Source organism: Streptomyces sp. NBC_01003, assembly GCF_045162695.1.
Taxonomy (GTDB): domain Bacteria; phylum Actinomycetota; class Actinomycetes; order Streptomycetales; family Streptomycetaceae; genus Streptomyces.
Genome location: NZ_CP108707.1, coordinates 2,625,908 through 2,648,141, shown reverse-complemented (window position 1 = coordinate 2,648,141; position 22,234 = coordinate 2,625,908). Strand labels below are relative to the sequence as shown.

Annotated in this window: 19 protein-coding genes and 1 pseudogene; 12 read left to right on the top strand and 8 right to left on the bottom strand. The window is 71.6% G+C overall.

Going from position 1 to position 22,234, the window contains the following annotated elements; translation table 11 throughout:
* Positions 1 to 201 precede the first annotated feature (201 nt).
* The gene (locus tag OG698_RS12235) at positions 202 to 1,749 is read right to left on the bottom strand and encodes an MFS transporter (protein WP_406103111.1); all 1,548 of its coding nucleotides are present in this window, start codon (positions 1,747 to 1,749) and stop codon (positions 202 to 204) included.
* A 123-nt stretch (positions 1,750 to 1,872) separates the two neighbouring features.
* Between OG698_RS12235 and OG698_RS12230 the strand changes: the two genes are divergently transcribed.
* Positions 1,873 to 2,847 carry an Lrp/AsnC family transcriptional regulator gene (locus tag OG698_RS12230; RefSeq protein WP_406103110.1) on the top strand — a complete coding sequence of 325 codons (975 nt, stop codon included), beginning with the start codon at positions 1,873 to 1,875 and terminating at the stop codon, positions 2,845 to 2,847.
* An 8-nt stretch (positions 2,848 to 2,855) separates the two neighbouring features.
* Here the strand turns inward: OG698_RS12230 and OG698_RS12225 are convergent, their stop codons facing one another.
* Positions 2,856 to 3,728, bottom strand: a complete 873-nt coding sequence (locus OG698_RS12225; RefSeq protein WP_406103109.1) for a LysR substrate-binding domain-containing protein — start codon at positions 3,726 to 3,728, stop codon at positions 2,856 to 2,858.
* A gap of 159 nt (positions 3,729 to 3,887) precedes the next feature.
* Here OG698_RS12225 and OG698_RS12220 point away from each other — a divergent pair, with 159 nt between their 5' ends.
* Positions 3,888 to 4,901 carry a bile acid:sodium symporter family protein gene (locus OG698_RS12220; RefSeq protein WP_406110997.1) on the top strand — a complete coding sequence of 338 codons (1,014 nt, stop codon included), beginning with the start codon at positions 3,888 to 3,890 and terminating at the stop codon, positions 4,899 to 4,901.
* Here the strand turns inward: OG698_RS12220 and OG698_RS12215 are convergent.
* The 3 genes from OG698_RS12215 to OG698_RS12205 form a co-directional block, all read right to left on the bottom strand.
* Positions 4,837 to 6,090 carry a DUF4185 domain-containing protein gene (locus OG698_RS12215; RefSeq protein ID WP_406103108.1) on the bottom strand — a complete coding sequence of 418 codons (1,254 nt, stop codon included), beginning with the start codon at positions 6,088 to 6,090 and terminating at the stop codon, positions 4,837 to 4,839. The genes OG698_RS12220 and OG698_RS12215 overlap by 65 nt on opposite strands.
* Positions 6,091 to 6,099: 9 nt before the next feature.
* Entirely contained in the window at positions 6,100 to 8,055 is a 1,956-nt protein-coding gene (locus OG698_RS12210; RefSeq protein WP_406103107.1) for an exo-alpha-sialidase, read from the bottom strand.
* Positions 8,056 to 8,190: 135 nt separating this feature from the next.
* Complete coding sequence (locus OG698_RS12205; RefSeq protein WP_406103106.1) at positions 8,191 to 9,114, bottom strand: zinc-binding alcohol dehydrogenase family protein; 924 nt, start codon at positions 9,112 to 9,114, stop codon at positions 8,191 to 8,193.
* 94 nt (positions 9,115 to 9,208) lie between these two features.
* Between OG698_RS12205 and OG698_RS12200 the strand changes: the two genes are divergently transcribed.
* Positions 9,209 to 9,655 (top strand): MarR family winged helix-turn-helix transcriptional regulator, encoded by a 447-nt coding sequence (locus tag OG698_RS12200; protein ID WP_406103105.1) that lies wholly within the window; start codon positions 9,209 to 9,211, stop codon positions 9,653 to 9,655.
* Between the two features lie 99 nt (positions 9,656 to 9,754).
* On the opposite strand, the gene fdhD is transcribed toward OG698_RS12200, so the two are convergent.
* Both fdhD and OG698_RS12190 read right to left on the bottom strand, forming a co-directional pair.
* Entirely contained in the window at positions 9,755 to 10,603 is an 849-nt protein-coding gene (fdhD, locus tag OG698_RS12195) for a formate dehydrogenase accessory sulfurtransferase FdhD (RefSeq protein ID WP_406103104.1), read from the bottom strand.
* A 7-nt stretch (positions 10,604 to 10,610) separates the two neighbouring features.
* Positions 10,611 to 10,940 (bottom strand): annotated as a pseudogene (locus tag OG698_RS12190) (NADH-ubiquinone oxidoreductase-F iron-sulfur binding region domain-containing protein); the annotation flags it as partial.
* 272 nt (positions 10,941 to 11,212) lie between these two features.
* Here OG698_RS12190 and OG698_RS12185 point away from each other — a divergent pair.
* From OG698_RS12185 to OG698_RS12170, 4 genes are all read left to right on the top strand, one after another.
* A complete protein-coding gene (locus OG698_RS12185; protein WP_406103103.1) occupies positions 11,213 to 12,550 on the top strand; it encodes an OFA family MFS transporter in 1,338 nt (445 codons plus the stop codon).
* Positions 12,516 to 12,653 (top strand): hypothetical protein, encoded by a 138-nt coding sequence (locus OG698_RS12180; protein WP_406103102.1) that lies wholly within the window; start codon positions 12,516 to 12,518, stop codon positions 12,651 to 12,653. Before OG698_RS12185 ends, OG698_RS12180 begins: the two co-directional genes overlap by 35 nt.
* A 146-nt stretch (positions 12,654 to 12,799) precedes the next feature.
* Positions 12,800 to 13,747, top strand: a complete 948-nt coding sequence (locus tag OG698_RS12175; protein ID WP_406103101.1) for a beta-ketoacyl-ACP synthase III — start codon at positions 12,800 to 12,802, stop codon at positions 13,745 to 13,747.
* Positions 13,748 to 13,878: 131 nt separating this feature from the next.
* Positions 13,879 to 14,556 (top strand): GntR family transcriptional regulator, encoded by a 678-nt coding sequence (locus OG698_RS12170; RefSeq protein ID WP_406103100.1) that lies wholly within the window; start codon positions 13,879 to 13,881, stop codon positions 14,554 to 14,556.
* 76 nt (positions 14,557 to 14,632) lie between these two features.
* On the opposite strand, the gene OG698_RS12165 is transcribed toward OG698_RS12170, so the two are convergent.
* Positions 14,633 to 15,820: a low temperature requirement protein A gene (locus tag OG698_RS12165; protein WP_406103099.1), complete on the bottom strand. Its 1,188-nt coding sequence runs from the start codon at positions 15,818 to 15,820 to the stop codon at positions 14,633 to 14,635.
* A gap of 209 nt (positions 15,821 to 16,029) precedes the next feature.
* Here OG698_RS12165 and OG698_RS12160 point away from each other — a divergent pair, with 209 nt between their 5' ends.
* The 5 genes from OG698_RS12160 (at position 16,030) to OG698_RS12140 (ending at position 22,227) form a co-directional block, all read left to right on the top strand.
* Positions 16,030 to 17,211: an ROK family protein gene (locus tag OG698_RS12160; protein WP_399968049.1), complete on the top strand. Its 1,182-nt coding sequence runs from the start codon at positions 16,030 to 16,032 to the stop codon at positions 17,209 to 17,211.
* Positions 17,212 to 17,309: 98 nt separating this feature from the next.
* Positions 17,310 to 18,821, top strand: a complete 1,512-nt coding sequence (locus OG698_RS12155; protein WP_406103098.1) for a sugar ABC transporter ATP-binding protein — start codon at positions 17,310 to 17,312, stop codon at positions 18,819 to 18,821.
* 64 nt (positions 18,822 to 18,885) lie between these two features.
* Positions 18,886 to 19,896: an ABC transporter permease gene (locus OG698_RS12150; protein WP_406103097.1), complete on the top strand. Its 1,011-nt coding sequence runs from the start codon at positions 18,886 to 18,888 to the stop codon at positions 19,894 to 19,896.
* A 20-nt stretch (positions 19,897 to 19,916) separates the two neighbouring features.
* A complete protein-coding gene (locus OG698_RS12145; RefSeq protein WP_399968053.1) occupies positions 19,917 to 20,960 on the top strand; it encodes a substrate-binding domain-containing protein in 1,044 nt (347 codons plus the stop codon).
* A gap of 55 nt (positions 20,961 to 21,015) precedes the next feature.
* The gene (locus OG698_RS12140; protein WP_406103096.1) at positions 21,016 to 22,227 is read left to right on the top strand and encodes a Gfo/Idh/MocA family protein; all 1,212 of its coding nucleotides are present in this window, start codon (positions 21,016 to 21,018) and stop codon (positions 22,225 to 22,227) included.
* Positions 22,228 to 22,234: the final 7 nt, after the last annotated feature.

Genomic DNA, 22,234 nt, shown 5'->3' with positions numbered 1-22,234 from the left:
TTGCTCCTTGTGGCGCTCCGCACAGCGCCGGTGACGGTACCCCACCGCGCGCCCCGGCGGGAGGGGTCCAAATGGGCCGGAGCGCGCGGAATATGCACTGGTCAGCCGGTGAAATACGGCCACAAGGGGAAGCGCGGGACAGAATTCTTACGGTTCAGTAAGTTTCGGTGGCGTAATCTCCACGGAATCTGTACGGGGCGGTTACCGGGGGTCCGCTGCGGGCTTTTTGGGCGGACTGGTCGCTTCCGATTTCTCCACGGACGGTTCACGACCGTCCCCGGCGGCCGCGACGGCGGTCGCCCCCGGCGGACGGTGGGACGCTCGCGGCGCCCTCACCAGCGCAAGGACCAGCACCCCGGCAACGAGCGCCGCACAGCCCGCGACCACGGACGCCGTATTCAGCCCCGACGCGAAGGCCACCCGCAGCGCGTGCTCCGGGACCACCCCGTCCAGGGCCCGCGCCCCGCCGCCCGCGAGCGTGTGCGCGGCGCCGTGCGACAGGGAGTGCTGCATCGTCGACGTCAGAACGGTGCCGAGGACCGCCACCGCGAGCGCGTAGCCGAGCTGCCGGAACGTGTTCACCGCGCCGCCCGCCATGCCCGCGCGCTCCGGCTCCACCGCTGCGAGCGCGGCGCCCGCGATCCCCGGCGAGACGAACCCGGTCCCGACGCCGACCAGTACGAGGCCGGGCACGAGCGCCGTCCACGTCGAGCCCGGGTCGAGGACCGCCTGGCAGAACAGCCCGGCCGCGATCAGCACGAGGCCGCCGCCGATGGTGAACCGGGCCGGCACCCCGTGCAGCAGCCGCCCGCCGATGACCGCCACCACGACCGAGGCGCCCGACATCGTCAGGAAGACCAGGCCGCCGTGGACGGGGCTCATGCCGAGCAGGGTCTGCAGCCAGATCGAGGTGTAGGGGACGACGCCGAACGCGGCGCCGTTGAACGCGAGCGCCCCCGCCATCACCCCGACGAACGCCGGCTTGCGCAGCAGGGCCAGATCCAGCAGCGGATGCGCGCTGCGCCGCTCGACCACGACGAACGCGACCAGCGCGAGCGCCGCCACCAGGAACGCGGCGGTGGTCCCGGCCGACGCCCACCCCTGCGATCCGGCCCGTACGACCCCGTACGTCGCCGCCCCCGCGAAGCACGCGAACGCCGCCGTGCCCGCCCAGTCGACCCGCCGCCCGCGCGGCCCCCGCGACTCGGGCACCACCCGCAGCGTCAGCCACACCGACACCACGCTCACCGGCAGGTTGATCCAGAAGATCCACCGCCAGCCGGGACCCTCCGTCATCACGCCGCCGAGCACGGGGCCGATCGCGGCCGCGCCGCCGCTCACCGCTCCCCACACCCCGAGCGCCGCCGAGCGCCGCTTGCCCTGGTAGACGGAGCCGAGCAGCGGAAGCGTCGTCGCGAACATCGCCGCCGCGCCCACCCCCTGCACCATCCGCGCCGCCACGAGCATCCCCGGCCCGCTCGCGAGACCGCAGCCCAGCGACGCCACCGCGAACAGCGCCACGCCCGCCACATGCACCCGGCGCCGCCCGAGTATGTCGGCGGCGGCCCCCATGCCGAGCAGCAGCGCGGCGAGCGCCAGCGCGTAGCCGTCCATCACCCATTGCAGATCGCTCAGCGACGCGTGCAGGCTGCGCGCCATGTCGGGCAGCGCCACGACGACGATCGTCACGTCCAGCAGCAGCATGAACGTTCCCAGACAGACCGCGGTCAGCGGTCCCCATGTACGCATCCTCAACAGCTCCTCGCCCGATGCCTTACCGATGTCAGGCTCGTACGATGGGCCGCGCACGGCGGATCCTGGTGATCAGCAGCCAGGGAGCGAAGGAATCCGACATCAGGAGCGAGCAGACCGATGGAATCCCCTCCCTTCGACGAGCTGGATCTGAAACTGCTCCACGCCCTCGAGGTCGACGGCCGCGCCCCCTTCAGCCGGATCGCGGCCGTCCTCGGCGTCTCCGACCAGACCGTCGCCCGCCGCTACCGCAAGCTCGTCGCCGAGGGCGGCCTGCGGGTCGTCGGCCTTCAGGACAGCCTGCGGCTCGGACACGACCACTGGATGCTGCGCCTGCGCTGCGCCCCCGAAGGCGCCGAGGCCATCGCCACCGCCCTGGCCCGCCGGCCCGACACCGCGTGGATCGGCCTCACCTCGGGCGGCACGGAAGTCGTCTGCATGACCGTCCCGCGCACCCAGGGCGACCACGACGACCTCCTGCTCGGCAAGTTGCCGCGCACCCCGCACATCGTCGAGATCCGGGCTCTGCAGACGCTGCACCGCTTCTTCGGCGGCCCGACCGGCTGGCTCGTCAAGAACGGGCCGCTCACCGCGGACCAGGTAGCGGCGCTCCACCCGCTTGCGCAGCCGACCGGGGATCTCGTCCGTGTCACCCCCGACGACGCGCCCCTGACCGCCGTGCTCAAACGCGACGGCCGCGCCGGATACCCCGAACTCCAGCGCGCCACGGGCCGTTCGGAGTCGGCCGTGAAGCGGCGCCTCGACCAGCTCATCGCCTCGGGGTCCCTCTACATCGACATCGAGTACGACACCACGCGCCTCGGCTTCACCAACGGCGCCGTCCTGTGGATCACGGCGGCCCCCGCCTCCCTCGACACCGTCGGCCGCGCACTCGCCGGGCACGAGGAGATCGCCTACGCCGCCGCGACCGCGGGCCCCTCGAACCTGGTCGTCACGGTCGTGACCCGGGACACCGCCGACCTGTACGCGTACATCAGCGGCAAGCTCGGCCGGCTCGAAGGCGTCCAGCACGTGGAGACGTCGCCGTTCATGCGGAAGGTCAAGCAGCTCACGTACCAGCCGCCCGTCCGCTAGCGCCCCTGCTATCGGCTGCGGTGCAGGCGGTCGCCCCCTTCGAGGATCGCCTGGGCCAGCGCCTGCGCCGCGTCTCCCTGCGACGCACTGTCGTGCCGCAGGCCGTGCAGCAGCACGAAGTCCACCTCGCCCAGCTCCGGCAGCCCCGCCCGCTCCGGTACGCGGACCAGGCCGGGCGGGATCAGGCCGCGCGAGTGCGCCATCACGCCGAGGCCCGCCCTGGCCGCCGCGATCAGGCCGTTGAGGCTGCCGCTGGTGCAGGCCACGCGCCAGGCGCGGCCGTGCCGCTCAAGGGCTTCGAGGGCCAGGGCGCGCGAGATGCCGGGCGGCGGGTACACGATGAGCGGCACCGGACGGTCCGGGTCCAGGCGCAGGCGCTCCGCGCCGATCCACACCAACCGGTCGTGCCACACGGACTCGCCGCGCGGGTCCTCCGGCCGCCGCTTGGCGAGGACCAGGTCGAGCTTGCCCGCGTCCAGCTGCTCGTGCAGCGTCCCGGACAGCTCGACCGTCAGCTCCAGGTCCACCTCGGGGTGGTCGTGCCGGAACGCCTCCAGGATCTCGGTGAGCCGGGTCAGGACGAAGTCCTCCGACGCCCCGAAGCGCAGCCGCCCGCGCAGCCGCGTGCCCGTGAAGAACGCCGACGCCTGCTCGTGCACCTCCAGGATCCGGCGCGCGAAGCCGAGCATCGCCTCGCCGTCCTCCGTGAGCTCCACCGTGTGCGTGTCCCGGGTGAACAGGATCCGCCCCGTGGCGTCCTCCAGGCGCCGCACATGCTGGCTGACCGTGGACTGGCGCAGTCCGAGGCGTCGGGCGGCCTGCGTGAAGCTCAGCGTCTGGGCCACCGCGAGGAACGTACGCAGCTGCGAGGGGTCGTACATGCCCCCGACCCTACCCGCGCTCATCGTGGAACGTGATGACAGTCAGTGCGGTATGCAGGATTCCCGATCGCGGTGATCAGGAGGACGATGGAGAGGGCACGACCTGAACCGACAGCAAGGAACATGGAACCCGTGAAACGCCTGACTTGGCCGTCCTGGATGCCGGTCGACCCCTACATCCTGGCGCTCATAGGGACGGTGGGCCTCGCGGCGCTCTTGCCCGCGCGCGGTGGTGCGGCCGATGTCGCGTCCGGCGCCTCGACCGCCGCCGTCGCGTTCCTCTTCTTCCTCTACGGGGCGCGCCTGTCGACCCGTGAGGCGCTCGACGGGCTGAGGCACTGGCGGCTCCATGTGACCGTCCTCGCCGCCACGTTCGTCGTCTTCCCGCTCCTCGGCCTCGCGGCCCGCGGTCTCGTCCCCGTGATCCTCACACCGTCCCTCTACGACGGCCTGCTCTTCCTCACCCTCGTGCCCTCGACGATCCAGTCGTCGATCGCCTTCACCTCCATGGCCCGCGGCAACGTGCCCGCGGCGATCTGCGCGGGCTCCTTCTCGTCGCTGGCCGGCATCGTCATCACGCCGCTGCTCGCGGCGGGCCTGCTCGGCAACAGCGGCGGCGGGTTCTCCGCGGACTCCCTCGTCAAGATCGTGCTCCAACTGCTCGTGCCGTTCCTCGCCGGGCAGTTCCTGCGCCGCTGGGTCGGCTCCTTCATCGCGCGGCACAAGAAGGTGCTGAGCTACGTCGACCGCGGCTCGATCCTCCTCGTCGTCTACACCGCGTTCAGCGAGGGCATGGTCCAGGGCATCTGGCACCAGGTCAGCGCGGTGCGCCTGGGCGGGCTCCTCGCCGTCGAAGCGGTGCTGCTCGCCGTGATGCTGGCGGCCACCTGGTACGGCGGCAAGGCGCTCGGCTTCGGGCGCGGCGACCGCATCGCGATCCAGTTCGCCGGGTCGAAGAAGTCCCTGGCGGCCGGACTGCCCATGGCCAGCGTCCTGTTCGGGGCGCACGCGTCCCTCGCCGTGCTGCCGCTGATGCTGTTCCACCAGATGCAGCTCATGGTGTGCGCGGTGATCGCCAAGCGCCGGGCGCGCGACCCCCTGGAGCAGGTCAGCGCGGGCGAGCGAGCCGCAGCGCCACGAACCGCGGCCGGTACAGCGACACGTTCCGGCTGACCTGTGCCTGTGCGGTGGCGGGCGTCGCGTCCAGCCAGTTGACGTCGTAGCTGAGCAGCAGGCGCCCGTCACCGCCGCCGAGCGCGGGGTGCGCCTGCGGGTTGTACGCGGCCGTGTCCTGCCGGAGCGCCCCGTCCGGCGGCAGCGGCGCCTCGAAGCCCTTCGCGGGACCGTGCCAGGGCCCGGTCGGCGCGCACGCCCAGTAAGAGGTGACGCGGGTCAGGCCCGCGGTCCCGGCGGCCATCGTGAACAGGACGTACGTACCGCCGTCGCGCACGACGGTGAACGCGCTGCCGACCCCGCGGCGTGCACCGCCGCCGAGGACCGGCCGCGGGCGGGCCGTGCGCGTCCAGCGCGAGCCGTCCCAGTAGCGCCACGCCCCCGGCTCGGCGAGCCGGCCGCGCGGCACGCGCGCGACATAAGCGCGGCGCGTGGCCCCCTGCCCGTCGTCACCGCCGAACACGTAGGTCCATCCGCCCCGGTCGACGGCCGTCGTGCCGAACAGGACGCGCCGCGCCGGGTCCGGCACGCCCCGCTGGTCGAGGACCGTCGCGACGCTCTCGACGCGCAGGCCGGGCAGGGACAGCGTGGCGACCTCGGTGGCGGCGGGCATGCCGTAGATCCAGGGGCCGGTCCCCGTCGTACGGGTCCACAGCAGGACGCGGACGACCCGCTCGGCGGAGCCGGGGGAGCGGGGCTCGACGCGGGCCGCGACCGGCCAGCGCCACTGCTGCGGTGCCGGGTCGGGGAACAGGGGTGCGGGGAGCGTGCGCTCCAGGGTGCCCGAACGGCCCATCACCACAGCCGAGTTGCGCACGAACGGCGCCGACATGTCGCGCCAGGCATGGGGCTGGCCCGCCGGGTTGGGCGGCGCGTGCACCTGTCCCAGATAGGTGTCGGAGAACAGCCACAGGACCCGCCCGTCCGGGAGCCTCACCGAGTGCGTGCCGTCGCCGCCCGTCCAGTCGTCGCCCCGCGAGGCGTCGTCGCCGTAGCGGGCGAACGCGCCCGTGAGGCCGGGGTCGGCGGACCACGAGGCGACGCCGCGCGCCGCGCACGGGCGACCGCCCTCCCGGTCGTCGTCCGGGAGGGCGGTCAACAGCAGGGCGGCGGCGCACACCAGGGCGAGCAGCAGGCCGAGACCCGCTCCCAGGATCCTGCGGCGCACCGCCTCCGTGTCCGCGGGCACGCTGGGACGTTAGTGGCCCCCGCGCACCCGGTCCATGGGCAGCCACAGGACGGTGTCCGGGGTCACAGTGGTCACCGGGGTGTTGAGCTCCTCGTCGCTCAACGCTCGGTCCTGGAGCCGGACTTCGTCGATCGCGCCGGTGAAGTGCGCCCGGCTGTCCATCCGTTCGCCCACGTGCACGCCGAACGGCGAGTTACGGCTGACGGAGCCCGGCACGTCGGGCGTGCTGACCGACGTCCCGTCGACGGTGAGCGTCAGCTGCCCTCCCCCAAGCTCTCGGCTTCGCTCGAGCAGGGAGGTACCCCCATCGCGTCGCAGTACGGCGTGGTGCCACTGGCCGTCGTTGTAGGCGCCCGTGGTGCGCACCGACGCGGACCGCGGGGCCGCGGCGCCGTCCCGCGTGGTGATCAGGCCCGTGATGCGGTTGCTCGCCGGTTCGGCGCGCAGCCACACCTGCGGCTGCGTGGTGCCGATGCCGCCCATCCACAGCAGTGGCTGCTCACCGGTCGTGGCGGAGTAGCGGAACCACAGCGACACGGTGAAGTCCTTGGTACCGAGCGGCAGTCGGTCGCTGTACGGGAGCCGTACCGCGTCGTCCGTCCCGTCGAAGGAGAGTGCCCCGCCGAAGCGGCCCGCCGTCGGGGAGGCACCGCCGAGCACGGCCGCGTCCCGCGCGTGGCGGGCCCGGTCCTGCGTCGTCGGGTCCGCGCCGCGGCGCGGCGTCAGCCAGTCCTCGGTGAAGCGCGCGAAACGGATCTCGTCGCGCGCGTCGACCGCGCCGCCCTCGTACATGAGGCCCACATGGTCGTGGGTCGCCTGCACGAGGTCCGAGTAGCCGGACCAGTCGGTCGTCACCACGGTCGAGCGGTCGAAGCTGTCCCAGGTCCGTCCGCCGTCGTACGAGGAACGGATGGTCATGGTCCGGCGCCGGTCGGGGTCGCCGGGGCAGGCCAGCAGCAGCCGGTTGCCGGTGCGCAGGACCGAACCCTGCACCTGGGGGGTGTAGAGGTCGGGGAGCGTCGTGAAGCGCCGCGTGAACGAGTCGCCGCCGTCCCGGCTCCATGTGTGCGTGCGGTGACCGAGGTCGGTGCCGTCCTGCTCGCGCCCAGACACGTACAGAGTGCCGCCGGGCAGTTCGGCGAGGGTCATCTCGGACGGCTTCTGCCGGAAGGTGCCGTCGTCCGCGATCGGCCACGAGTCCTTCGCGCCGACCCGCCAGTGCCTGCCGCCGTCGTCGCTGACCATGAGCGCGGCGTGGTTCGCGGTGACGCGAGTGCCGTTCCAGGTCTCGGCGTTGACGGTGAAGACGAGCCGCCCGCGGTGGCGCCCCTGGGTGAGCTGGAGGCCGTGCACCGGCCCCGTCGCGTACCAGGAGTTCCAGTCCTTCGGCAAGATCTCGTCACTCAGGTCGCGCGGCGCCGACCAGGTGCGGCCGTCGTCGTCGCTGTACTGGAGGTGCGGGGTGCGGTCGCACGGAATGTCGCAGTTCTTTCCGTCCGTGCGGCCGGTGTTGTACGTCTCCGCGAGCACGATGCGGCCCGTCCTGAGGTCGACCACGGGGGCGGGGTTGCCGTGTGTGTCACCGGCGCCCTCGTTGACGACCTGGAGCGGGCTCCAGGTGCGGCCGCCGTCCTCGGACCGCTTGACGACGATGTCTATGTCGCCCGCGTCGGAACAGTCGTTCGTACGCCCCTCGGCGAAGGCGAGCAGCGTCCCCTGCTTCGTCTTCACCACGGCCGGGATTCGGTAGCAGGCATACCCGGGATCCTGGGAAGCCTTGAAGAGGACCTGCTGCTCGAACGGCGGTTGCGTCGAGGCCGCTCGGGCCGCGGTGGCCTGGGTCGCTTGTGTCGCGTCAGCCGCTTCGGCGGCCTGCGCGGGCAGTGCGGCTCCCGCGGCGACTGCGAGCAGCGCGACGACGGATGTGCCCAGGGATCTCAGACGTACACGGAGACTTGACGGCATGGTGCTGCCACCCTTCAACGGCTCGTGTCAAGGCTGATGTCACGGCTCATGCGTCTGGACATTCAGACATCCCACGTCCAATGTCCGGGCCACAGACGCTACTTGGGACGCTCGGCACGCCACAAGCACCGTGCATCAGGGGATCAGGACGACCTTGCCCAGATTGGCGCGCCCCTCGATTGCCTCGTGGGCCCGCGCCGCGTCCTCCAGGGGGAACTCCGCGTGCACCACGGGCCGCAGAGCCCCCTCGAAGAACAGTCGCCACAGCTCTGTGCGCCACCGCTCGTACGTCTCGGGCTTCCCGCGCGCGATGAGCGCCATCTGGAAACCGATCACGGACTTGGCCCCGACGAGGAGGTCGTACGCCTCGACGGTGCCGCCGCCCGAGCTGTACGCCACGAGCCGCCCGTGCGGCGCGAGCGCCTTCAGGCCCGGCGTCAGCAGCTCGCCGCCCACCGCGTCCAGGACGTAGTCGACGGGCTCGCCCCAGGTCTCGTCGTCGTACGTCACGACGTCGTCGGCACCGAGTCCGCGTACGAACTCCGCCTTGCCGGGGCCCGACACCGCGGCTATGACCCGAGCGGCGCCGCTCGACGCCGCGAGTTGCAGGGCCAGATGGCCGACGCCGCTCGCCGCCGCCGTGACGAGCGCCGCCTCGCCCGGCTCGGGGCGCGCGGCCTGCAACGCTCCGTACGCCACGAGCCCGCTGCGGACCAGGGCCACCGCGTCGGTGGCGCTCGCGCCGTCCGGCACCGGTGACGCCATGGAGACGTGCAGGAGTGCGTGGTCGGCGTAGCCGTGCCCGAGGACGAGGCCGGTGACGCGGTCGCCGACGGCGTACTCCGTCACGCCGGCACCCACGGCCGTCACTGCGCCGGCGACCTCGCCGCCGAGCGGGATGGGTTCGCGCGGTTCCCGCACCTTGCGGACGACGGGCAGCGTGACGCCGATCGCCTCGGTGCGGACGAGGAGTTCGCCGGGTCCCGGCTCGGGGACGGGCGCCGCTTCCAGGAACAGAACGCCGGGGCCACCACTGTGTTCGTAACGGACGCGCCGCATCGGCACACCGCCTTCCCGGGGTGGGGATCGTTGGGAGCGCCAACGATACCCAGATTCATTGGGAAGTCCAACGGTTCTTGGCTAAACTGCTCCCATGTCCGAGAACCCTCCCGCCCTGGGTGCCATCCGTACCCTCCCCAGCTGGCGCCTGGGCCGCGCCGCGGAGCGCGGGCGGGGCCTCGTCGCCGACGCGCTCGCCCGCGAGGGCCTGAAGATGTGGCACCACGTGGTCCTGTGCGCGGTGACGGACCTGCAACCCGTGGCCCAGGCCGACCTGGTGCGCAGCGTCTCGCTCGACCCCAAGGACATGGTCGGCGTCCTGAACGATCTCCAGGACGCGGGCCTCGTCGTCCGCACCCCCGACCCGAAGGACCGCCGCAAGAACGCGGTCACGGCCACCGACAAAGGCAGCGCGACGCTACGGCGGTGCGCCGCGGCCGCCCAGGGCGCCAACGACGCGCTCCTGGCCCCGCTTTCGGCCACGGAGCGCGTCGCGTTCATGGACATGCTGGAGCGGATATCCGGCGAGCACGGCTCATAAGAAGAAGAGGGATCGGGGCGTCGGCGCGTGGGGCCCGGCCGGCGCAGGGGGCGCTCCCCGCCGGATCCGGGCCCCGTCGCCGTGCCGCGGGGAAACCGGTCAGCCCTGGGCGGCCGCGGCCGGCAGGGCGATGCGGTGCTCTCCCGCGTACACGTTCATGTTGGGCCCGCGCAGGAAGCCGACCAGGGTGAGGCCGCTCTCGGCGGCCAGGTCGACCGCGAGCGACGACGGCGCGGACACGGCCGCGAGGACCGGGATGCCCGCCATCACCGCCTTCTGCGCGAGCTCGAAGGAGGCGCGGCCCGATACGAGCAGGATCGCGCGGGACAGCGGAAGCCCGCCGTTCTGGAGGGCGCGCCCGACGAGCTTGTCCACCGCGTTGTGCCGGCCCACGTCCTCGCGGATGTCGAGCAGTTCCCCGGCCTCCGAGAACAGCGCGGCGGCGTGCAGACCCCCGGTCCGGTCGAAGACCCGCTGGGCCTCGCGCAGCCGGTCGGGGAGGCTCGCCAGGAGCGAGGGCTCGATCCGGACCGGGGGAGTGTCGTCGATCGCGAACCGCGTCGTCGTACGGACCGCGTCCAGGCTCGCCTTCCCGCACAGGCCGCACGACGACGTCGTGTACACGTTGCGTTCGAGCGTGATGTCGGGGATCACCACACCGGGAGCGGTGCGCACGTCGACGACGTTGTAGGTGTTGGAGCCGTCCTCCATCGCCCCCGCGCAGTACACGATGCTCTGGAGTTCCTCCGTCGCGCCGAGGACACCCTCGCTGACCAGGAACCCCGCCGCGAGCGCGAAGTCGTCGCCCGGGGTGCGCATCGTGATGGCGAGGGGCTTGCCGTTGAGCCGGATCTCCAGAGGCTCCTCGGCGACGAGCGTGTCCGGCCTGCTGGAGACCTGCTCGTCCCGGATGCGTAGCACCTTGCGTCGTTCCGTGACTCGTCCCATGTGTCGATCAGTCCCGGTTCTGTACGTGCTGATAGCCGAAACGGCCCTTGATGCAGAGGTTGCCGTGGGTCACCGGGTTGTCGTGCGGCGAGGTGACCTTGACGATCTCATTGTCCTGCACATGGAGAGTGGGGTTGCGGCCCACTCCGCAGTACGCGCACACGGTCGTCGTCTCCGTCTGCTCGGCGATCCGGTGCAGCGCCTCCTCCTGCCGGACCGTGCGCACCCGGCACGGCACGCACTGTCCGCACGACTCGTCGCGGAAGAACTCGGCGATCCGCAGCAGGATGCGCGGCAGCGGAACGGTGTCGTCGATGGCGAGGACGACGGGCGACGAGATGCACGTCGGCGCCGGCGCGATGCGGCGCGATCCGACGTAGGCGCCGATCGCACCGGCGCCGAGGACTGCGACTTTCACGATGGCGAGCTCCGTTCGGTCGAGGGCTCCTGCTCTCACGGGAGGAGAGTGCGGAGGACCGTCGGACTGTCGATGAAACATTGTCTACAGTATGGAAGATGAGCCGACAAGAGGTGGCGCATCGCATACCGTGTACGGATTCCGGTGCGTGCTCTTCCCAACTCCCGTACGGCTCCCTAACGTTCGGGATCATGAGGCCCCCCGTCGCGCCAACCGGCTGGAGCCGCTGGCTCGTTCCGCCCGCCGCTCTGTCCGTCCATCTCTCCATCGGCCAGGCTTACGCCTGGAGCGTCTTCAAGCCCTCGCTCGAGTCCGCCATGCACCTCAGCGGCACCCAGAGCGCCCTCCCCTTCCAGCTCGGCATCGTGATGCTCGGCCTCTCCGCGGCCTTCGGCGGCACGCTCGTCGAGCGCAACGGCCCGCGCTGGGCGATGACCGTCGCCCTCGTCTGTTTCTCCTCCGGCTTCCTGATCTCCGCCCTCGGCGCCGCTACCGGACAGTTCTGGCTGATCGTCTTCGGCTACGGCTTCGTCGGCGGGATCGGCCTCGGCATCGGCTACATCTCTCCCGTGTCGACCCTGATCAAGTGGTTCCCCGACCGGCCCGGCATGGCCACCGGCATCGCGATCATGGGCTTCGGCGGCGGCGCGCTGATCGCCTCCCCGTGGTCCGCCCAGATGCTGGAGTCCTTCGGCGCCGACTCCAAGGGCATCGCCCTCGCGTTCCTCGTGCACGGACTCGCGTATGCCGTGTTCATGTCGCTCGGGGTGCTGCTCGTGCGGGTGCCGCGTACGGAAGGGGTGCGCAAGGCCGGGGTGCCGGCGCCGCTCGACGGGGTGCAGGTCTCGGCCCGCAGCGCCGTGCGCACCCCCCAGTTCTGGTGCCTGTGGCTCGTGCTCTGCATGAACGTGACGGCGGGCATCGGCATCCTGGAGAAGGCCGCCCCGATGATCACGGACTTCTTCAAGGACAGCGGCACCCCCGTCACCGTCTCCGCCGCGGCCGGTTTCGTCGCGCTCCTGTCGGCGGCGAACATGGCGGGCCGCATCGGCTGGTCTTCTGCCTCCGACCTGGTCGGCCGCAAGAACGTCTACCGCCTCTACCTGGGCGTGGGCGCGGTCATGTACCTGCTGATCGCCCGCTTCGGCGACTCCTCCAAGCCCCTGTTCATCGGCTGCGCGCTGGTGATCCTCTCCTTCTACGGCGGCGGCTTCGCCACCGTCCCCGCGTACCTCAAGGACCTCTTCGGCACCTACCAGGTCGGCGCGATCCACGGCCGGCTGCTCACGGCCTGGTCCACCGCCGGAGTGCTCGGCCCGCTGATCGTCAACTGGGTCGCCGACAGCCAGGAAGAGGCCGGAAAGCACGGCCAGGACCTCTACGGCCTGTCCTTCACGATCATGATCGGCCTGCTCGTCGTGGGCTTCGTCGCGAACGAGCTGATTCGTCCCGTCCACGCCCGCCACCACATCCCCGCCCCGAGGGAGGCCACCGATGACGCAGCCGCAGAGCGCCGGCAGTCCGCCTAACCGTCGCGCGCTCACCCTGTTCGCCTGGCTGTGGGTCGGGGTGCCGCTCGCGTACGGTCTGTACGAACTCGTACAGAAGGCGAGGCAGCTCTTCACGGGGTAGAAACGGGACAGACCCCGGTCGCCGCAGGGTGATGTGGGGCACCCTCCAACCAGGGCGCCCCAATCCTGTCGCTTTACGTGCCCTCGTACCGGTGAGTCGCTCACCAGACTGGTGGACCCGCATCCCGAACACCGAGGGGCCCACGCATGACCGGTTCGCGCATCGCCGCCATTGGCCACTACCAGCCCACCAGGGTCCTCACCAATGACGACCTGGCGGCCATGGTGGACACCGACGACGCGTGGATCCGCAGCCGCGTGGGCATCCGCACCCGTCATATCGCGGGCCCCGACGAACCGGTCGACGACCTCGCCGCGCACGCCGCGGCAAAGGCGCTCGCGTCGGCGGGGCTGGCGGCGGCCGACATCGACCTCGTCGTCGTCGCCACCTCCACCGCCGTCGACCGTTCACCGAACATGGCCGCGCGCGTCGCGCACCGCCTCGGCGTGCCCTCGCCCGCCGCGCTCGACGTCAACGTGGTGTGCGCGGGCTTCACGCACGCGCTCGCCACCGCCGACCACGCCGTGCGGGCGGGCGCCGCGACGCGCGCCCTGGTGATCGGCGCCGACAAGATGTCCGCCGTCACCGACTGGACGGACCGCACGACCTGCGTCCTCGTCGGCGACGGCGCGGGCGCCGTCGTGGTCGAGGCCTGCCCGCCCGGCGACGAGCCGGGCATCGGGCCCGTCCTGTGGGGTTCCGTGCCCGAGATGGGCAACGCCGTCCGCATCGAGGGCGAGCCGGCGCGCTTCGCGCAGGAGGGCCAGAGCGTCTACCGCTGGGCGACGCAGCAGCTGCCGCCGCTGGCCCGCGCGGCGTGCGAGCGGGCCGGGTACACACCGGCGGATCTGGCCGCCGTCGTCCTGCACCAGGCGAACCTGCGGATCATCGAGCCGCTCGCCGAGAAGATCGGCGCGGTGAACGCCGTCGTCGCGCGCGATGTCGTCGACTCGGGCAACACCTCCGCCGCGAGCGTCCCGCTCGCCTTCTCCAAGCTCGTCGAGCGCGGTGAGATCCGCAGCGGCCAGCCGGTGCTGCTCTTCGGATTCGGTGGGAACCTGTCCTACGCGGGCCAGGTCGTCCGCTGCCCCTGAGCAGGCGTGTTTTCGCGGCGTTCACGGGTGTGACGAGCCCAACTCCCGCCCCCACTGGCCATTGCGCTCGGTAGACTGTAGACGAAAGCCAATTCATACTGGCTTCTCCGTTGCCCAGGAGGGGGACCGCGATGTTGTCCACAGGACTGCCGCAGGGGGCGGTGCCCAAGCTCGAGCGCCCCGGACCGCTGCGCGAGCGGGTCTACGAGGCGCTGCTCGAACTGATCACGACGCGTGCACTTCAGCCGGGCCAGCACCTGGTCGAGAGCGAACTCGCCGGGCACCTCGGGGTGTCGAGGCAGCCCGTGCGCGAGGCGCTCCAGCGGCTGAACACGGAGGGCTGGGTCGATCTCCGTCCGGCGCAGGGTGCCTTCGTGCACGAACCGACCGAGGACGAGGCGGACCAGCTCCTCACGGTCCGTACGCTCCTGGAGGCCGAGGCGGCCCGCCTTGCCGCAGCGAACGCCGGCAAGGCGGGGATCGCCGCCCTCGAAGAGCTCTGCGCCACAGGCGAGCAGGCCGTCGCCGACGGGGACGTCGAACTCGTCGTGGCGACGAACGCGGCCTTCCACGCCAAGGTCATGGAACTCGCGGGGAACGTCGTGCTCGGCGAGCTCGCCGGACAGGTGGACCGCCGCGTGCGCTGGTACTACCAGCCGGTCGCCCGCCAGCGCGGCAAGCAGTCCTGGATCGAGCACCGCGAGCTGATCGCGGCGATCGCGCAGCGGGACGAGGCGCGGGCGACGGCGGTCATGCGGGCCCACACCGAGCACACCCGCGAGACGTACCACCGGCGCGACCAGTCGTAGGGGCCCGCGTCCCTGGAGGTAGGGGCCGCGTCCCTGGAGGGGGGCGCGGCTTTGCGCGGCCGGCCACAGCCGACCGTCAGCCGGCAGAACTCCCCGACTGGCCCCGCGCCTCCGCGGCCAGCATCGCCACCAGGATCACGACGAGCGCGATGAGTTCCGCCACGGCGGCCACCTGTATCCCGAGCAGCGCCGCGCCGAGCACCACCGGCACGGCCGCTGCCCGGAAGGCGAGCGGGGAGAGCCGCATGGCGGTCCGGAACGCGACATCGCCGACCAGGAACAGCGCGACACCGCCCGCGAGCGCGAGCGCGGGCCCGGTGTGCAGATGTTCACCGAGATGCCCGAGCGACTTCTTCACGCCCGCCGCGAGGAACGCGACCCCGAGCAGCATCGGCAGGAAGGCGTAGTAGTACGCGTTCATCGCGAGGCGGAAGCGGCGCGCGGGCTCCGTGGCCCGGAACGTCTCCTCGGCCGCCCCCTCGTCCCGTACGAAGTACGTCCACCACAGCGCGACCGCGACCGCCAGCGCCAGGAACGCGCCCCCGAACAGGCCCACCGTCAGCGGCTGGTCGCCGATGCCGATGCCGATCGCGATGACGGACTCGCCGAACGCGATGATCAGGAGCAGGCCGTGGCGCTCCACGAAGTGCCCCGGCTCCAGGCCGCCGAGCTGACCCCTGAGGTCGTCCGTCGTGCGCCCGCCGTGGCTGCGGGGACCGGCCTGCGCCAGGAACGGCGTCACGATCTGCAGCAGGATCGCGAGCACCCACCACGCGTCGGCGGCGAGCCCGTGGAAGAAGCCGGCCGTCGTCACGGCGAGCGCGGCCAGCGCGTTCGGCACCGCGTACCAGATCACGTCACGGCCGTGGCTGCGCGTGTACAGCGCGCTGTGCACCACGACGACGAGCAGGAACCCGAGGCCGAAGACCACGCCGCCGTCGGTGAAGGCGCGCGGGATGGCCAGCGCGCACACCAGGAACGCGCCCATCCCGACGATGAGCAGCAGCCGGCGTGAGGGCCGGTCGGGCGGCACCTGGTTGGTGAGGTAGGCGTACGCGCCGTACATCCAGAACAGCACGACGAAGATGAGGACGACCCGGCCCGCCGTGGCGAACGACAGGTCGTGCGCGAGCAGCACGGTGATCTGCGTCAGGGTGAAGACGAAGACGAGGTCGAAGAAGAGCTCCAGCGTGCTGACCCGCAGTTCGGGGGCGGGCCGTCGCTCCTCTGCCGTCCCCTCCGGGTCGCGCGTGCTCTCCGTCATTCCAACCCCCTTGAGACGTCCGTCAGTTGTGCGAGCGACAGGGTACGCGGATGTTCCCTCCCGACTCTTTGTCCTGTCACTGGAGAAAGTCATGGGTAATTGCTGCGCAACTTCTTCCCACTCCCGGCAACCACTGCTACGTTCCCCTCGAAAGCCCGAAGACGGGCCGACAGGCGGCCCGGTGAGGCGGGGAGGGGCACGTGAGACGCATGACGGCTCGACCCGCGAACGCGCACCAGGCGCGCCTGCTGCGTCTGCTGCGCGACGGCGGACCCAACTCCCGGGCCCAGCTGGGCGACCAGATCGACCTCTCTCGGTCGAAGCTGGCCGTCGAGGTGGACCGGCTCCTGGAGACGGGCCTCGTCGTGGCCGACGGACTCGCCGCCTCGCGCGGCGGGCGCCGCTCCCACAACATCCGGCTCGCCCCCGAACTGCGTTTCCTCGGTGTCGACATCGGCGCGACCTCGGTCGACGTCGCCGTCACCAACGCCGAACTGGAAGTCCTCGGGCACATCAACCAGCCCATGGACGTCCGCGAGGGTCCGGTCGCCGTCTTCGAGCAAGTGCTCGCGATGGCGGCCAAGTTGAGGGCCTCCGGGCTGGCCGAGGGGTTCGACGGAGCCGGGATCGGCGTCCCCGGACCCGTCCGGTTCCCCGAGGGCGTGCCGGTCGCGCCGCCGATCATGCCGGGCTGGGACGGTTTCCCCGTCCGCGAGGCCCTCAGCCAGGAACTCGGCTGCCCGGTCATGGTCGACAACGACGTGAACCTGATGGCGATGGGGGAGCAGCACGCGGGCGTCGCCCGCTCCGCGCGCGACTTCCTCTGCGTCAAGATCGGCACGGGCATCGGCTGCGGCATCGTCGTCGGCGGAGAGGTCTACCGCGGTACGACGGGCAGCGCCGGCGACATCGGCCACATCCAGGTCGAGCCCGACGGACGCCAGTGCGCCTGCGGCAACAAGGGCTGCCTGGAGGCCTACTTCAGCGGCGCGGCACTCGCCCGCGACGCCGAGGAGGCCGCCCGCGAGGGCCGTTCCGACGAACTCGCCGCCCTGCTGGAGGCGGCCGGGAAGCTCAGCGCCGCCGACGTGGCCGTCGCGGCCGCCGCCGGTGACGCCACCTCACTCGATCTCATCCGCGAGGGCGGCAACCGCACCGGGCAGGTCATCGCCTCACTCGTCAGCTTCTTCAATCCGGGCCTCGTGGTGATCGGGGGTGGCGTGACCGGCCTCGGCCACACGCTTCTCGCCGCCCTGCGCACCCAGGTCTACCGCCAGTCACTGCCCCTGGCGACCGGCAACCTCCCCATCGTCCTGGGCGAGCTCGGCCCCACCGCCGGAGTCATCGGCGCGGCCCGCCTGATCAGCGACCACCTGTTCTCACCGGCGTAACACCGCCCGGCGTAACACCGCACGCGATCACCACACCAGTACGGCGCTCAGCTCCGCCCTGCCCTGGCACCGGCCCGCATCCGCCGAGGGGATCACTCATGGCACCGGAACCACCCCTGCTCACCATGTCCGGCATCACCAAGTCGTTCCCCGGCGTCCGCGCCCTCGACGGCGTGGACCTGGAGGTCCTGGCCGGTGAGGTGCACTGCCTCCTCGGCCAGAACGGCGCGGGGAAGTCCACCCTCATCAAGGTCCTCGCCGGCGCCCACCAGCCCGACGACGGCACGATCACCTGGCGCGGCGAGCGCACGGTGCTCAAGTCGCCCATCGCCGCGATGCGCCTCGGCATCGCCACCATCTACCAGGAACTCGACCTGGTGGAGGGGCTGTCCGTCGCCGAGAACGTCTACCTCGGGCACGAGCCGACCACCGCCGGATTCGTGGTCCGCGGACGCGACGCCCGCACCACAACTGCCGCACTGCTCAAGCGACTTGGGCACGATGAGATCGGTCCCGGCACGCTCGTCGGTGACCTCTCGGCGGCCCAGCAGCAGATCGTCTCCATGGCCCGCGCGCTCTCCCACGACGTCCGCCTCATCGTCATGGACGAACCCTCGGCCGCCCTCGACCCGGACGAGGTCGACAACCTCTTCCGCATCGTCGACTCCCTCACCGCGGACGGCGTAGCCGTCGTCTACATCTCGCACCGCCTGGAGGAGATCCGCCGGATCGGCGACCGCGTCACCGTCCTCAAGGACGGCCGGGCGGTCGCGGGCGGACTGCCCGCCAAGGAGACGCCCACCCGCGACGTGGTGGCCCTCATGACCGGCCGGCACGTCGAGTACGTGTTCCCCGAGCGCCCCTCGGGACCGCCTCGCGCCGAACCCGTCCTGACCGTCAAGGGCCTTTCCCGGCAAGGGGAGTTCGCGCCACTCGACCTCGAACTGCGGCCCGGCGAGATCGTCGGCCTCGCGGGCCTCGTCGGCTCGGGACGCTCCGAGATCCTGGAGACGATCTACGGCGCACGCAAGGCCAGTACCGGACAGGTCGCCGTCGACGGACAGGTGTTGCGGCCCGGCAGCGTCCGCGCCGCCGTCCGTGCCGGTCTCGGCCTCGCCCCCGAGGAGCGCAAGGCACAGGCACTGCTCATGCTGGAGTCCGTCACCAACAACGTCTCCGTCTCCTCCATGTCCCGCTTCTCGTACGGGGGTTGGCTGGACCGGGGCAGGGAGCTCGACGCCGCGCGGGCCGCGACCCGCGAGCTGTCCCTGCGCCCCGACAACCCGTCCGCGCCGGTGCGCACCCTCTCCGGGGGCAACCAGCAGAAGGCCGTCCTGGCCCGCTGGCTCCTGCGCGGCTGCCGCGTCCTCCTCCTCGACGAGCCGACCCGCGGCGTGGACGTCGGCGCCCGCGCCGAGCTCTACGCCGTCATCCGCCGCCTCGCCGACGACGGCCTCGCGGTCCTCATGGTCTCCAGCGAGGTCCCCGAGGTCCTCGGACTCGCGGACCGGGTCCTGGTGCTGAGAGAGGGCGCGGTGGTCCACGAGTCGCCGGCGACGGAACTCGACGAACACAGAGTGCTCGACCTGGTCCTCGCCGGGGGCCGATAGGGGCGCGGGGAACTGCGCGAAACGCCCGCCACAACAAACCCGCAGACGAAGGGAGCCCGGCACCATGACCCAGCCCACATCCCCCGCCCGGCCCGCCACCCCGAAGACCGCGCCCGCCGGGCCCCGCCCGAGAGGCTTCCGCCCGGACGTGCGGACCCTGTCCCTGGTGGGTGTGCTCGCCGTCCTGGTCCTGATCGGCGGCATCACCCAGCCCGACTCGTTCCTCGACACGAACAACGTGCAGCTGATCCTCACGCAGGCGTCCGTCATCGGTGTCGTCACCGTCGGCATGACCTTCGTGATCATCTCCGGCGGCATCGACCTGTCGGTCGGCGCGATCGTCGCCCTCGCGAGCGTCTGGGCCACCACGGTCGCGACGCAGGAGTACGGCTTCGCCGGAATCCTGTTCACCGCCGTCGTCGTGGGCGTCGCCTGCGGACTGGTCAACGGACTGCTCATCGCGTACGGCGGCATGGTCCCCTTCATCGCCACCCTCGCGATGCTCGCGTCGGGCCGCGGCCTCGCCCTCCAGATCACCGACGGCAAGACCCAGACCGTGTCCGTGAACAGCGTCCTCAAACTCGGCGAGCGCGACGCCTACATCCTCGGCATCCCACCGCTCGTCCTCGTCTTCGCCGCCGTCACCGTCGTCGGCTGGCTGATCCTGAACCGTACGACGTTCGGCCGCCGCTCCGTCGCCGTCGGCGGCAACGCCGAGGCCGCGCGCCTCGCCGGCATCGACGTCCGCCGCCAGCGCCTCTACCTCTACCTCCTGTCGGGCCTGTGCTGCGGCATCGCGGCCTTCCTCCTGATCGTCCTGGCCGGTTCCGGACAGAACACGAACGGCAACCTCTACGAACTCGACGCCATCGCCGCCGCGATCATCGGCGGCACCCTGCTCACCGGCGGCCGGGGCACCATCACCGGCTCCGTGCTCGGCGTACTGATCTTCACCACGATCACCAATATCTTCGCGCTCAACAATCTGCAGAGCGACGTCCAGGAGATCGCCAAGGGGGCGATCATCGTCGCCGCGGTCCTGGTCCAGCGACGCACCTCCACCACCACTTCTTGACTCGGGAAGGGCCCACCGACATGCCAGAGACCACGAGCCGCAGAGGACTGCTCTTCGGGGCGGCAGCCGCCGTCACCACGGGCGGACTGCTCACCGCCTGCACGAGCAACGAGCCCAAGGACACGAAGCCCGCGGCGAACGACAAGCCCGCCGCGGACGACAAGCCGGGCAAGCACGTCACCATCGGGTTCGCGGGCCCGCAGGCCGACCACGGCTGGCTGAACGCGATCAACGACAACGCCACGGAGCGCGCCAAGAAGTACTCCGACGTCACCCTGGAGGCGACGGAGGGCTCGAACGACACCGCCGCGCAGATCGGGCAGGTCGAGACCCTCATCAACAAGAAGGTCGACGTCCTGGTGATCCTGCCGGCCGACGGCAAGGCCCTCACCCAGGTCGGCCTCAAGGCGATGCGCGCCGGGATCCCCGTCGTCAACCTCGACCGGATCTTCAACACCCCGCAGGCGTACCGCTGCTGGATCGGCGGCGACAACTACGGCATGGGCCTGAGCGCCGGCAACTACATCGGCGAGCAGCTCAAGGACAAGAAGAACGCCAAGGTCGTCGAACTCGCGGGCCTCGACAACCTGGAGCTCACCAAGCAGCGCAGCCAGGGCTTCGACGACGCCCTGAAGAACTTCCCGAACATCAAGAAGGTCGCCCGCCAGGCCGCCGAGTTCACCGTCGAGTCGGGCCAGGCGAAGATGTCGCAGCTCCTCCAGGCGCAGAAGAACTTCGACGCCCTGTGGAACCACGACGACGACCAGGGTGTCGGCGCCCTGCGCGCCATCAAGCAGGCAGGCCGCGACGACTTCCTGATGGTCGGCGGCGCCGGAGCGCTCTCCGCCATGCAGGCCATCGAGGCCGGCAACAGCGTCCTCAAGGCGACCGTCCTCTACCCGCCGACCATGGCCGCCTCCGCGATCGACCTCGCGCGCGCCCTCGGCCAGGGCAAGGGCGTCAGCGGCATGGCCGAGTTCGAGATCCCGGCCCACGTGACGCTCTTCTCGGCGGTCGTCGACAAGGACAACGTCGCCCAGTACATGCCGACCGGCTTCAAGTGATGGATGCCCCCACAGCGCATCCCGCGGGACCGGCGTCGACGAGGAGGACTACTGCATGGGCACGACTCAGGAGCCCGGGGCCGGACCGCGCCCCCTGGGTGTCGGCATGGTCGGCTACGCCTTCATGGGCGCCGCCCACTCCCAGGGCTGGCGCACCGTGGGCCGGGTCTTCGACCTGCCGCTGCGGCCCGTCCTCGCGGCCGTCTGCGGCCGGGACGGGCAGGCCGTCCGCGCCGCGGCCGACCGGCTCGGCTGGGCCGCGGCCGAGACGGACTGGCGGGCGCTGATCGCCCGCGAGGACGTCGACGTCGTCGACATCTGCACCCCGGGCGACAGCCATGCGGAGATCGCCGTCGCCGCCCTGGAGGCGGGCAAGCACGTCCTGTGCGAGAAGCCGCTCGCCAACACGGTCGACGAGGCCGAGGCGATGGTCGAGGCGGCCGAACGGGCCCGTGCACGCGGTCAGTTGGCGATGACCGGCTTCAACTACCGGCGCGTCCCAGCCACCGCGCTCGCCCGTCGCATGGTCGAGGAGGGCCGCATCGGCGCCCTGCGCCACGTGCGCGTCTCCTACCTCCAGGACTGGCTCGTCGACCCCGACTTCCCGCTCACCTGGCGGCTGAAGAAGGAGTACGCGGGCTCGGGCGCCCTGGGCGACCTGGGCGCGCACGCCGTCGACCTCGCGCAGTACCTGGCGGGGGAGTCCCTCGTCGGCGTCTCCGCGCTCACCGAGACGTTCGTACGGGAACGGCCGATCCTCAAGGACACCGTAGGGGCGTCGGCCGGGCTCGCGGCGGGCGACGCCGGGACCGGGCGCGGCCCGGTGACGGTCGACGACGCGGCGCTCTTCACGGCCCGCTTCGCCTCCGGTGCGCTCGGCTCCTTCGAGGCGACGCGCTTCGCCTCAGGCCGCAAGAACGCCCTGCGCATCGAACTCAACGGCGAGAGGGGCTCGTTGGCCTTCGACCTGGAGCGCCTCAACGAGCTGTCCTTCCACGACCACACCGAACCCGGGGTCAGCGCGGGCTTCCGCCGCATCCTCGTCACCGAGCCCGGCCACCCCTACCTGGAGGCCTGGTGGCCGCCGGGCCACGGCCTCGGCTACGAGCACACCTTCGTGCACCAGGCCCGCGATCTGGTCCACGCCATCGCGTCCGGCCGACAGCCCGAACCGTCCTTCGCCGAGGGCCTGCGCGTGCAGCGCGTGCTCGCCGCCGTGGAGGAGAGCGCGCTCAAGAACTCCGTCTACACCCCCATCCCGGTCTGAGGAGGCA